General features: G+C 68.3%; 12 protein-coding genes. 3 read left to right on the plus strand and 9 right to left on the minus strand.

Going from position 1 to position 12238, the window contains the following annotated elements; all coding sequences use genetic code 11:
• Positions 1-62 precede the first annotated feature (62 nt).
• The 6 genes from AB0259_RS14475 to AB0259_RS14500 all read right to left on the minus strand — a co-directional run bounded on the left by AB0259_RS14475 (position 63) and on the right by AB0259_RS14500 (position 7790).
• On the minus strand, positions 63-2303 hold the full coding sequence (locus AB0259_RS14475; RefSeq protein WP_366223161.1) for a glycoside hydrolase family 3 N-terminal domain-containing protein: 2241 nt from the start codon (positions 2301-2303) through the stop codon (positions 63-65).
• On the minus strand, positions 2300-3325 hold the full coding sequence (locus tag AB0259_RS14480; protein WP_251582258.1) for an ABC transporter permease: 1026 nt from the start codon (positions 3323-3325) through the stop codon (positions 2300-2302). The genes AB0259_RS14475 and AB0259_RS14480 overlap by 4 nt, the downstream gene beginning before the upstream one ends.
• A 2-nt stretch (positions 3326-3327) precedes the next feature.
• Positions 3328-4407, minus strand: a complete 1080-nt coding sequence (locus tag AB0259_RS14485; RefSeq protein ID WP_251582260.1) for an ABC transporter permease — start codon at positions 4405-4407, stop codon at positions 3328-3330.
• Positions 4404-5213 carry an ATP-binding cassette domain-containing protein gene (locus tag AB0259_RS14490; protein WP_366223162.1) on the minus strand — a complete coding sequence of 270 codons (810 nt, stop codon included), beginning with the start codon at positions 5211-5213 and terminating at the stop codon, positions 4404-4406. Before AB0259_RS14490 ends, AB0259_RS14485 begins: the two co-directional genes overlap by 4 nt.
• A complete protein-coding gene (locus AB0259_RS14495) occupies positions 5210-6034 on the minus strand; it encodes an ABC transporter ATP-binding protein (protein WP_366223163.1) in 825 nt (274 codons plus the stop codon). Before AB0259_RS14495 ends, AB0259_RS14490 begins: the two co-directional genes overlap by 4 nt.
• A gap of 88 nt (positions 6035-6122) precedes the next feature.
• Positions 6123-7790, minus strand: coding sequence for an ABC transporter substrate-binding protein (locus AB0259_RS14500; protein ID WP_366223164.1), 1668 nt, complete (start codon positions 7788-7790; stop codon positions 6123-6125).
• A 182-nt stretch (positions 7791-7972) separates the two neighbouring features.
• Between AB0259_RS14500 and AB0259_RS14505 the strand changes: the two genes are divergently transcribed.
• The 3 genes from AB0259_RS14505 (at position 7973) to AB0259_RS14515 (ending at position 10387) form a co-directional block, all read left to right on the plus strand.
• Positions 7973-8611 carry a TetR/AcrR family transcriptional regulator gene (locus AB0259_RS14505; protein ID WP_251582269.1) on the plus strand — a complete coding sequence of 213 codons (639 nt, stop codon included), beginning with the start codon at positions 7973-7975 and terminating at the stop codon, positions 8609-8611.
• Positions 8612-8700: 89 nt separating this feature from the next.
• Complete coding sequence (locus tag AB0259_RS14510) at positions 8701-9129, plus strand: YciI family protein (protein ID WP_366223165.1); 429 nt, start codon at positions 8701-8703, stop codon at positions 9127-9129.
• 7 nt (positions 9130-9136) lie between these two features.
• A complete protein-coding gene (locus AB0259_RS14515) occupies positions 9137-10387 on the plus strand; it encodes a sigma-70 family RNA polymerase sigma factor (protein ID WP_366223166.1) in 1251 nt (416 codons plus the stop codon).
• A 69-nt stretch (positions 10388-10456) separates the two neighbouring features.
• Here AB0259_RS14515 and AB0259_RS14520 read toward each other — a convergent pair whose 3' ends face one another.
• From AB0259_RS14520 to AB0259_RS14530, 3 genes are all read right to left on the minus strand, one after another.
• A complete protein-coding gene (locus tag AB0259_RS14520; protein ID WP_366223167.1) occupies positions 10457-10894 on the minus strand; it encodes a transcriptional regulator in 438 nt (145 codons plus the stop codon).
• Positions 10894-11697, minus strand: a complete 804-nt coding sequence (locus tag AB0259_RS14525) for an alpha/beta hydrolase (protein WP_366223168.1) — start codon at positions 11695-11697, stop codon at positions 10894-10896. Before AB0259_RS14525 ends, AB0259_RS14520 begins: the two co-directional genes overlap by 1 nt.
• Positions 11698-11797: 100 nt before the next feature.
• Positions 11798-12238: HNH endonuclease signature motif containing protein (locus tag AB0259_RS14530; RefSeq protein ID WP_366223169.1), on the minus strand; the 441-nt coding region annotated here is incomplete at its 5' end.

Consider the following 12238-nt stretch of genomic DNA (forward strand, 5'->3'; position numbering starts at 1 on the left):
CCAGCATGTCCGGCACGGCGCCAGTTCTTACGCGTCCGTGTCGTCCCGGTCATTCGAAGGCGTCAGCGGATCTCGAACGAGACCGCCTGCAGCACCTCGAGGCGTGACGACGGTCCGATGAGGACCTCGAACTCACCCGCTTCGACGATGCGGGTGCCGGCGGCATCCACGATCGTGCACTCCGCAGCGGGCAGCTCGATCTCGACCGTCGCCTCCGCGCCGGGGGCGAGGTCGACGTGGCGGTACGTCTTGAGCTCGCGGTCGGCCCAGCTGACCGAGGTCACTGTGTCGCGGACGTAGACCTGCACGACCTCGTGCGCGGGGCGCGTGCCCGTGTTGCGCAGGGTCACGCGTGCGCGGACCGTGTCTTCGGGGGAGACCACGGGGGTCATGACCTCGGGCTGGTCGTACTCGACGGTGGTGTACGACAGTCCGTCGCCGAAGGCGAACGCGGGGTCCTGCGTGAGGTCGGCGTAGCGGTCGCCGTGCTGGCCGCGGATCTGGTTGTAGTACGTCGGCTGCTGCCCGGCGTGACGGGCGAACGAGATCGGCAGGCGTCCGGCCGGTTCGATCTCGCCGAGCAGGAGCTCCGCGATCGCGCGGCCGCCCTGCATGCCCGGGTTGGCGACCCAGACGACGGATGCCTCGCGCACCGACTCCGGCAGGATGAGCGGCTTCGACGCCAGCAGCACGACGACGAGCGGCGTCCCCGTCGCGGCCAGGGCGTCGAGGAGCGCGCGCTGGCCGCCGATGAGCTCGAGCGTGGCGGTGGATCGGCCTTCACCGACCAGCTCGATCCGGTCGCCGACGACGGCGACGACGACGTCGGAGCGCTCGGCCAGGGCGACCGCCTCGGCGATCTCGGCCTCGTCAGGGTCGCTCGGGACGACGACGGGCGGACGCGGCTGGCCGTCGGGGAACGTCCCGGCAGGGTCGTCGGTCAAGCGGAGGATCTCAGCGCCTCGCGCGTGCTCGACCGTCGCGGCCGCGCGCTCGCGCAGTCCCTCGAGGACGGTCGTGATCTGCGCGCGCGGGTGGCCGTCCGGCATCCAGTCGACCTGACCGGACGAGCCCGCCCAGTCCCCGAGCTGGGTCTGCGCGTCGTCGGCGAGGGGGCCGACGACGGCGATCCGGCGGGTGTCGGGGGCGAGCGGCAGGGTGCCGTCGTTGCGGAGCAGCACGAGCGAGCGGCGGGTGACCTCGAGATTGAGGTCGGCGTGGGAGCCGCGGGCGACGACCGAGGCGATGCGCTCCCGATCGGGCAGACGCGGGTTCTCGAACAGCCCGAAGCGGAACTTCAGCGACAGGATGCGGGAGACGGCCTGATCGATGTCGGCCTCGGTCAGCATCCCGCGGTCGACCGCTTCGAGCGCACCGGAGAAGAACCCGGGCGTCGTCATGATCATGTCGTTGCCGGCCTTCACGGCGGCGGCCGCGGCGTGCACGAAGTCGGGCTGCACCTTCTGCTCCCACACCATGCGCCCGACGTTGTCCCAGTCGGTGATGAGCGTGCCGGTGTAGCCCCATTCACCGCGCAGGACGTCGCTGAGCAGCCAGTCGTTCACCGTGATCGGCACGCCGTCGGTGGTCTGGTAGCCGAGCATGAAGGTGCGGCATCCCTCCCGCGCCACGCGTTCGAACGGCGGAAGGAACCAGGAGCGCAGCTTGCGGCGCGAGATGTCGGCCTCGCTCGCGTCGCGTCCGCCCTGGGTCTCGGAGTACCCGGCGAAGTGCTTGGCCGTCGCGAGGATCGCATCGGGGTCGCCGAGGCCGTCGCCCTGATACCCGCGCACCATGGCCGAGGCGAGCTCGCCGATGAGGAACGGGTCCTCACCGAAGGTCTCGTCCACACGTCCCCAGCGCAGGTCGCGTGCGATGCAGAGGACGGGGGAGAAGGTCCAGTGGATGCCGGTGGCCGCCACCTCGGCGGCGGTCGCCTTCGCGACCTGCTCGACGAGCTCGGGGTCCCAGGTCGAGGCCATGCCGAGCTGGGTCGGGAAGATGGTCGCGCCCTCCCAGAAGGAGTGTCCGTGGATGCAGTCCTCGGCCACCAGCAGCGGGATGCGCAGGCGGGTCTGCGCGGTGAGCTCTGCGGCGCGGAGCACCTTCTCGGGGGATGTGTGCAGGATCGAGCCGGCGTGCCGCTCGTGCACGATGTGCTCGAGGTCCTCGCGGGCGTCGAACTGCATCATCTGCCCGACCTTCTCGGGCAGCGTCATGCGTCCCAGCAGGTCGGCGACACGCTCCTCGACGGTCAGTGCGGGGTCGAGGTAGGGGGCGGTGGGCAGGTCGACGACGGTCATGCGGTGCTGTCCTTCGAGGTGGTGCTGTGCGGTGCGGCAGAGGCGGGCGCGCGGACGACCGTGACGGCGTCGTTGACGTTCAGCCCCTTCTTCTTCATGGCGCGGGCGCGCTCGCCGGCGGAGCGCAGACGCGGGTTCACGTACTCGTCGATGCCGAAGTTGATGAGCGAGAGCGCGACGCCGATCGCGGCGATGCACAGGCCCGGAGGCAGGTACCACCACCACTGGTTCTGCCGGAACGCGCCCTGCGCGCTCGCCCAGTTCAGGATGGTGCCCCAGTTGTAGGTGTTCACAGGGATGACGCCGATGTACGAGAGCGTCGTGAGGCCGAGGATCGCCGCCGTCACGGTGCCGACGAAGCTCGCGGCGATGAGTGCCATGAGGTTCGGGAGCATCTCGACGGCGATGATGCGGCGCAGGGGCTCCCCGTTGGCGCGCGCGGCCTGGATGAAGTCGCGGTTGCGCAGCGACATCGTCTGAGCGCGCAGCACGCGGGCGCCCCACGCCCAGCCGGTGATGCCGAGCACGGCGGCGATGAGAACGAGCGGCGGCTGCTCGAACATCGCCGCCACGATGATGATGAGCGGCAGGCCCGGGATGACGAGGAAGACGTTCGTCAGGGCCGACAGTCCTTCGCTCTTCCAGCCGCGGACGTAGCCCGAGACCACGCCGACCACGATCGCGATGATCGTCGCGATGATGGCGGCGAGGAAGCCGACGACGATGACTCCGCGGGTGCCGTGGATGACCTGGCTGAGGACGTCCTCGCCGATGTGGGTCGTGCCGAGCCAGTGTTCGGCGGACGGCGGCTGGAACCGGGCGGTGTTGTCGACCTGAGTCGGCGAGAACGGTGCGAGGACGTCGGCGAAGATCGCGATGAGGACGAAGAAGCCGAGGATCGCCAGACCCGTGATCGACTTCGCGTTGCGGAACATCGCGAACGCCGAGCCCAGGCGCGACCAGAAGGTGTTCGGGGTGGGCTCCTGCGTGCGCGCCATGCGGATGGTGGCGGTTGCGGTCATGGTCAGGCCTCCGTCTGGCGGGTGCGCGGGTCGAGGAACGCGTACGCGATGTCGGCGAGGATGTTCGCGACGAGCACCGACAGCGTGATCACGAGGAAGACGCCCTGCATGAGCGCGTAGTCCTTCGCGTTGGTGGCGTCCAGGAGGAGCTTGCCGACGCCGGGGTAGCTGAAGACCATCTCCATCACGATCGTGCCGCCGACGATGAAGCCGATCGACAGCGCGAAGCTCTGGATCTGGGGGAGCACCGCGTTGCGTGCGGCGTAGCGCCAGAGGACGCGCGAGTTCGGCATCCCCTTGGCCTGCGCGACCGTGATGTAGTCCTCGTCGAGGACCGTCAGCATCATGTTGCGCATGCCGAGCATCCAGCCGCCGAGCGAGGCGATGATGATCGTCACCGCCGGGAGCGTGCCGTGGTGGATCACCTGGCCGATGAACTCGGGGGTGAACTCGGGTGAGACCCCGACGCCGTACGCCTTGCCGATGGGGAACCACTTCAGGTTCACCGAGAAGAGGGCGATGGCAAGCAGGCCGAGCCAGAAGTACGGGATGGTGCTGAGGAACGTCGTGATCGGGATCAGCACCTCGGAGCGGCTGCCGCGACGCCAGCCGATGATGGCGCCGCCGATCGTGCCGATGAGGAACGAGACGATCGTCGCGAACCCGACGAGGCCGACCGTCCACGGCAGCGACTGGCTGATGACCTCGGTGACGGGGCGGAGGCCGTGCAGCAGCGAGACGCCGAGATCGCCGCGGAACATGAGACCCCAGTAGTCGAGGTACTGCTGCCAGAGCGACTTGTCGGTGTCGATGCCGAGGAGGGCGCGCAGGGCGTCGGCCGCCTCGGGGGTGACGTTGCGGTTGCGGGCGAGGTACTGGTCGACCGCGTCGCCCTTCATGAACCGAGGCAGGAAGAAGTTGATCGTGATCGCCGCCCACAGTGTGAACAGGTAGAAGAGAGCGCGGCTGCCGAGGAAGCGCCACGGGATGCGGGTGCGTCCCTTGACCGTCGCGGTGGCGGTGGTGCCGACCTCGAGGGCGTCGGTCGATTCGACGGGCGGTTGCGGCTGGACGGCGGTCATCGGGCACCTCCGGGCAGTCCGGGAGCCGATGCGAAGTGGCTCTCGGGGTCGGGGGACGCAGCGCGGAGCTCCTGCGTGTACGGGTTCTGCGGGCGCAGGATGACGTCGTCGGCGGTGCCGCTCTCGACGACCCTGCCCTGGTTGAGGACGAGGATCTCGTCGCTGAAGTGACGCGCGGTCGCGAGGTCATGAGTGATGTAGAGCACCCCGAGCCCTTCTTCGCGCTGCAGGTCGGCGAGCAGGTTCAGCACGCCCATGCGGATCGAGACGTCGAGCATCGAGACGGGCTCGTCGGCGACGAGCAGCCGGGGGCGGGATGCCAGGGCCCGGGCGATCGCGACGCGTTGCCGCTGCCCGCCTGAGAGCTCGTGCGGGCGGCGGTCGATGACCGAGTCGGGGTCGAGGCGCACGCGGTCCAGGAGCCGGCGGACCTCGTCCTCGACCTCGCGCTTCGGGACCACGTTGTCCAGGCGCAGCGGGCGCTCGACGTGGTGGCGGATCGAGTGATAGGGGTTCAGCGAGGCGAACGGGTCCTGGAAGACCATCCGCAGCTGCTGGCGGTAGGCGCGCAGGCCCTTGCCTCGGCGGGGGATGGGTGTGCCGTCGAGGCGCACCTCGCCGCTCGTCGGGGTCTCGAGCTGCGTGAGGATCTTCGCGATCGTCGACTTGCCGCTGCCGGACTGGCCGACGAGGCCGATGGTCTGTCCGGAGGTCAGGGTGAACGAGACGTCGTCGAGGGCCTTCATCTGGCCGGCGCCGCGGACGTGGTAGACCTTCGTGACGCCGTCGAATTCGAGTGTGGTCATCGGACGACGACCCCCCTTTCACCGGTCAGTCGCGGGAACGAGGACAGCAGGGTGCGCGTGTACTCGTGCTGCGGGGCGGTCCAGATGCGCTCGGCGGTGTCGATCTCGACGATCTCGCCTTCGCGCATGATGGCGATGCGGTCGCTGATCTCCAGGAGCAGCGGCAGGTCGTGGGTGATGAAGATGACGGAGAAACCGAACTCGTGGCGCAGCTGCGAGATCTGCTTGAGGATCTCGCGCTGCACGAGCACGTCGAGCGCGGTGGTCGGCTCGTCCATGACCATCAGCTGGGGGCGCAGGGCGAGCGCCATCGCGATCATGACGCGCTGACGCATGCCGCCGGAGAGTTCGTGGGGGAAGGAACGGCTGCGGGCGGCGCCGACCTTGACGATCTCGAGAAGCTCGTTCACCGCGTCACGTCGCGCGGCGCGGCTCATGTCCGGGCGGTGGACCTCGAAGACGTCGGAGAGCTGCGAGCCGATCGTGGCGACCGGGTTGAGCGCGTTCATCGCGCCCTGGAAGACCATGGAGATCTTGTCCCAGCGGAAGCGGCGCATCTCCTCCGGGTCGAGGGAGTTGACGTCGATGTCCTCGCCGGAGACGTCGCGGAACACAACGGAACCGCTCGAGATGACGGCGGGCGCCTTGAGCAGGCGCTGCACACCGTAGGCGAGGGTCGTCTTGCCGCATCCGCTCTCGCCGGCGAGCCCCAGGATCTCGCCGCGGCGCAGTTCCAGGGTGACGTTCTTGACGGCTTCGACCGGGGGGTCGACGTCGTAGACGACGGAGAAGTCGTCGACGGACAGTAACGAATCGCGCATCGGTGCGTGCTCGCTTTCGTGGAGGTGAGCAGGGATGGCGGGGCGGATGCCGCCGGGCCAGCGGCATCCGCCCCGTCACTCGGTCGGATTACTCGGCGGGCTTCAGCTTCGTCAGGATCTGAACGATGCCGGGCTGCGTCGGGTCACCTGCGGCGTACTGGTCGTCCTCCGAGGGCCAGCCGACGTAGTTGCGCGTGTTGAACTCGCCGAGGAGCGGGTGCGCACCGAGCGGGATGGCCGGGACGTTCTCGACGAACGCCTTCTGCAGCACGGCGCTGGCGCCCGCGCGGTCCTCATCGGAGCTCGCGTTGGCGTACGTGTTCAGCGCCTCGGTCACCTTCGGGTCGTCGAAGCGGCCGAAGTTGAAGGACGCCTTGTCGTCGACGATCCACTTCGGGTCCATCGTCGACGTGTACAGGCCGTACGCGTTGCCGGTGTCCTCGAGCCAGTGGATGATCGCGTCGAAGTCGCCTTCCTGGCGGGCGGCGTCCCAGCCGCCCCAGTCGGGCTGGTCGACGTTGACCTTGATGCCGAGCGCCTTGTCGAGCTCCTCGGAGATGAGGGCCTGCTCGGTGTTCCAGTCGCTCCAGCCGGCGGGGACCGAGATCGAGAACTCGACGGCCTCACCGTCGGGGTCGGTCAGCGCACCGCTGTTCCACGTGTAGCCGGCGTCCTCGAGAACTTCCTTCGCCTTGTCGACGTCGACCGAGTAGTTGTCATCCTTGTACTCGTCGATGATCTCGCTCTCGAGCACGGAGCTGAGGCCGGTCTTGTTCCAGATCGCCTCGCTCGCACCTTCGCGGGCGATGTCGACGTAGGCCTCGCGGTCGATCGTCCATGCCAGGGCCTCGCGGAGTGCGGGGTCGTTGAACGGCTTGCGCTGCAGGTTCATGAACAGCGTGCCGGCGCCGGGGGTCGGCGAGACGAGGAAGACGTTGTCCGGGTCGGCGTCGAGGTAGCTCTGCTGGATCTGCGGGATGAACGCCTGCGCCCAGTCGGCGTCGCCGGTCGCCAGCGCGGTCGTGAGGGCCGCGTTGTCGCCGTAGGAGACGTAGTTGAGCTGCGGCACGGCGAGCTCGCCACCCCAGTAGTCGGGGTTCGCGGTCAGCGAGACGGACTCGGTCGACCAGTTGGAGAGCACGTACGGTCCGGTGCCGACAGCCTTGCCCTCGTCGGTGAGGGGGTCGGTGTTGGGGTCGGCGATGTCCTTCCAGATGTGCTCCGGCACGATCGGGGTGTGCAGGACGCGGCCCTGGGCGGTGAACTTCGAGGTGCCGAAGCTGATCACGACGGTGTCGCCGTCGGCCTTGACATCGGTGACGCCGAGGGCGCCGGTGTCGGTGAGCTTGCCGCTGAGGTACTGGTTGAACGTGAAGACGATGTCGTCGGCGGTGAAGTCCTCACCGTCGCTCCAGGTCACGCCGCTGCGGGGCGTGACGGTGAGCTGGGTGTAGTCGTCGTTCCACTCGACCGTTTCGGCGAGCCACGGGGTGGTGCCGAGGTCGCCGGTCGGGTTGACGAGGGCGAGGGGCTCGAAGATGACCTTGCCGTAGCCGTACTTCGACGCGGACGAGTCGCCGAGGTAGGGGTTGTGCGATTCGGTCGTGATGGCGCCGTCGGGCTTGGCGATCGTGAGGGCGGCTCCCGTGCCGTTGCCCCCGGAGTTGTTGCTGGTGTTTCCACCACCGGCGGCGCAGCCGGTGAGGATGAGTGCCGCGGTGAGACCGGCGGCGGCGAGGGAGGTCTTCAGCCTCATTGCTTCTCCTTCATCAGTGGGTCCCGGCGCCGCGTTCAGACCTCCGAAGGAGTGCCACTCGGCGCTGAGTGTGATTGCGTGAATTAACTTACGATCTAGTAAGTAAGTTTTCAAGCGCGGTTATCGAAGCGTTGTCGAAGCCCTGCGTACAATCTGCTCCAGCATCGAGGAAGAGGTGGAACATGGTCGACGTCCGTCGCCAGCCGCGGTCGCGGCCTGAGACGATCGCGCGCCGGCGCGTCATCCTGGATGCCGCGCTCGACATCTTCGGTGCCAAGGGCTACTCCGGGGGCACCCTGCAGGACATCGCCGACCAGGTCGGCATGACGCACGCCGGCATCCTCCACCATTTCGGGTCGAAGGATCAGCTGCTGCTCGAGGTGCTGACTCGCCGAGATGAGACGGACGTCGCAGACCTCGAGGATCAGCACATCCCGGGCGGGATCGACCTGTTCCGGCACCTCGTGCGGACGGCGTTCGCGAACGCGCGGCGAGCGGGGATCGTGCAGGCGTTCGCGGTCCTCTCGGCGGAGTCGGTGACGGACGATCACCCGGGGCGCGCATACTTCGAGGAGCGCTATCGCAACCTGCGCCTTGAGGTCGCGACGGCGTTCGAGCGCGTGTGCGCGGAGCGGGGGATCACCTCTCCGGGCGCGATCGCCGACGGCGCAGCCGCCATCCTCGCGGTGATGGACGGCCTGCAGGTGCAGTGGCTGCTCGATCCGACCGCGATCGACCTGGGTCGCTCGTCGGAGTTCGCGATCGAGGCGATCGTCGCGGCAGTGCTCGAACCACGTGGATCGGTGCTCGCGGGCGAATAGATTCTCGGCACGATGTCGATTTCTTCTCCGCCCGTTCGACGCGATAGTGAGAGGGACGAGATCGCGTCCCCCGAACTCAGGAGAAGACGATGAAGCACATGCTGATCATGCGGGCCACCCAGGCAGCCGTGGAGAGCTACGAGAACATGGATTTCGAGGCGGTGATCAACGCCATGGGCGCCTACAACGAGGCGATGATGAAGGCGGGCGTCCTCGTCGCCGGCGAGGGACTCGCGCCCGAGGCCGGGTACGTCGTGGACTTCTCCGGCGAGACGCCGGTCGTGAGCGATGGCCCCTACGGCGAGATCCACGAGCTGTTCAACGGGTTCTGGATCCTGCAGACGGCGACCGTCGAAGAGGCGATCGAGTGGGCGAAGCGGGCGCCGCTGACGCCGGGCAACAAGCTCGAGGTGCGTCGCGTGACCGACGGGTCGGACTTCGCGGACTACGCGGACAACGAGTACATCCAGAAGGAGAAGGGCTGGCGCGACGAGCAGGCCGAGAACGCGAGCGCCTGACCCGATCATGAGCGACGCTCGGCGTGAGGTCGAGGCCGTCTGGCGCATCGAAGGCGCCCGGATCGTGGCATCCGTCGCCAAGATGACGGGCGACCTCGGCCTCGCCGAGGACGTCGCTCAAGAGGCTCTGGTCGAGGCGTTGGGTGCGTGGTCGCGCGACGGCGTGCCGGCGAATCCGGGGGCCTGGTTGACGACGGTCGCCAAGCGGCGGGTGGTGGATGTGTGGCGTCGCCGATCCACGCTCGACGAGCGATACGCCGTGATCGCGCGGGGCTTGGACGAGGCGATGGATGCCGAGTGGGAGCCCATCGACGACGACATGCTGCGGCTCGTGTTCACCGCGTGCCACCCCGCGTTGTCGCGTGAGTCGCAGGTCGCGCTGACACTACGCGTGGTGGCGGGGCTGACGACCGAGGAGATCGCACGGATGCTGCTGACCTCGGTGCCGACGGTGCAGGCGAGGATCACGCGCGCGAAGAAGACGCTGGCGGCGGCGGGGGTGCCTTTCGAGACACCCGACCCGTCGGAGTGGACGGCGCGTCTGGGCGCCGTTCTCGGTGTGATCTACCTGGTCTTCACGGAGGGGTATGCGGCGACGGGGGGTGACCGCTGGGTGCGTCCGGATCTGGCCGACGAGGCGATCCGCCTCGGGCGTGTGGTGTCGGGGTTGTTGCCGCGCGAGCCTGAGGCGCTTGCGCTCCTGGCGCTCATGGAGTTCCAGCGCTCGCGGTTCGCCGCGCGTGAGACGGCAACGGGCGGTGCAGTGCTGCTGGCGGACCAGGATCGGTCGCGGTGGGATCGGGGGCAGATCGCTCGCGCGGTGGATGAGTTGCGACGAGCGGATGCCGCGGCCGCGGCGCGCGGGGCCGGTCGGGGGCCGTACGCACTGCAGGCCGAGATCGCGCGATGGCATGCGCTCGCGCCGAGCGTTGCGGAGACCGACTGGGGACGGATCGTGCTGCTCTACGAGATCCTGGGGCGGGTCGCGCCGAGCCCGATGGTCGAGTTGAATCGCGCGGCGGCGGTGTCGATGGCGGTCGGTCCGGCAGAGGCGCTGGCGATCGTCGAGGAGGTGGAGCGGTCGGGCGCGCTGCGCGGGTCGCACGTGATCCCGAGCGTGCGGGGCGAGTTGCTGGCTCGGCTGGGGCGGGCGGCGGAGGCACGCGCCGAGTTGCTGGCGGCCGCGGAGCTGACCGCAAACACGGTTCAGCAGGGGGTCTTGCGCGACAAAGCGGCGAGCCTGGAGGCGGGGGCGTAGTCGGGGTGGCGAGAGGTCGGCGGCCGCGCTGTGCCAGTCGGATCCACGACGGACGACGGTCGTAGTGGGTTACGTCTGTCGCCTGGCTCGCAGTGCATGCTCTGCCGCGTCCACGTAGGTGGTGAAAAGGTTCGTCACGTCGCGGAGGCGCGCGGCGGCGCTCGGGCCGTCCGATACACGCTCGGCGGCTTCGAGTGTGCGGATGAAGGTACGGGTGCGCTCGTGGCTGGCGGCGAGAAGCTGCTCGAACCCGCCGGCAGCCTCGATGAGCAGCCTCCTGCTGCCCGGCTGTGGGAGTGTCCTCGCCAACCCCCAGGACACGAGTTCCCGGACAGCGGCGCTGACGGCACCTGAACTCAGGGAGAGGGCTTCGCGCAGCTGCTCCGAACTCGACGCCTCTTCTCGCAGAAGAAGATAGCCGTACACGCGTCCGGTAGACCGAGAGAGGTGCCAGGTCGCCAGGATGTCTCCCATGGCGTTGATGAACTGATGCTGGTCGCTCGACATCACGATCGCCTGTCCGTGTCCGCGCTCGTCCATTCCTCGAGAATGTCGAGCAGAGCACGTGTGCTCTGCTCCGGCGCGTCCCATGTCACGATGTGCCCAGCCCCCGGGATGACATGCTCGGCTACGCCTTCGAAGGCGGCCCATCGAGGCATTGCGCTCGCGATGTTTCCCGTGCGGTCATCAGCACCACGGATGAGGGCCAGCAACACGTCGGCGCGAGTCTGAACGTCGGGATCGACGAATGACACGGTTGCTTTCCACACGTCCAAGAATCTCGATTTCGGCATCCGTGCGAACAGCGCCTCTGCCCAGGCAACAGCCTCCGGGGTCACTGCCGAGGCCCGAGCCATCAGACTCGGCAACTGCCGGGCCGGAACCAGCGACAGAGTCGGCGCGGCGAGACGGAGCGCGGCGCGCTCGACCATCGAGAGCGGGCCGACGTTCCACGTGGAATCGATGACGATGATGCCTCGAACTCGGTCGGGATGCTCACGCGCGAAAGCCTGCACGAGATTTCCGCCGAGCGAGTGACCGACGAGCACGGCCCGCTCCGCTCGGCACTCGACGAGCAGAGCGTCCAGGTCGTCAAGCGCGTCTCGCGCCACGAAACGGGCTCCGTCAGCGAGCGTGGACTGCCCGTGCGCGCGCATATCCCAGACGATCACACGAAAGCCATGGTCGATGAGAGCGGCAGCCTGCACCTCGAACATCGAGTGATCAAGGCCCGCACCATGAGTCAGGACCACCGGAACCCCACGATCGCCCGAGTCCGCATACGCGATGACGGAACTCGGACGATTCATGCGTCCTCTCAATTTCACCATTCTCTGAGAATAGTGCAGGGTTCACCTCGGCTCGGCAGTCTGCGGGAGGGCAGAGCGAGGCGGGGAAGCCAGACTCGCCTCAGAAGGGCGCGGGTCCTGCGGGCGCGGTCGGTGCCGGCGGTGGCGGTGGTGCGGCAGGACTGAACGCGACGGCCGGGGTGGGTGCGTCTTCTCTGTAGGTTCTGCCGAGGGGTGAGGTCCATTCGAGGACGCCACCCGTGAGTTGTCGGACTCGCCAGGCGGTGAACTGCTTCATCGAGTGGTGCCGTTGACACAGGTGGGCGAGATTGGACAGTTCGGTTCGTCCGCCGAGGGCGTGGTCGTGGGTGTGATCGATCTCGCAGCGGATGGCGGCGGTGCGGCATCCGGGGAACCGGCAGTGCTGGTCGCGGGCTTGCAGGAACCGTCGCATTCCCGACGGGACGCGGTACGAGTCGGTCGCGACGGTGACCCCGGTGATCGGGTCGTGGAACAGCCGCTCCCAGATGTGAGTGTTCCCGGCCAGTTGTCGCGCGGCGCC

The sequence above is a fragment of the Microbacterium sp. NPDC080005 genome (assembly GCF_040702445.1).
GTDB classification, from domain to species: Bacteria; Actinomycetota; Actinomycetes; order Actinomycetales; family Microbacteriaceae; genus Microbacterium; species Microbacterium oleivorans_D.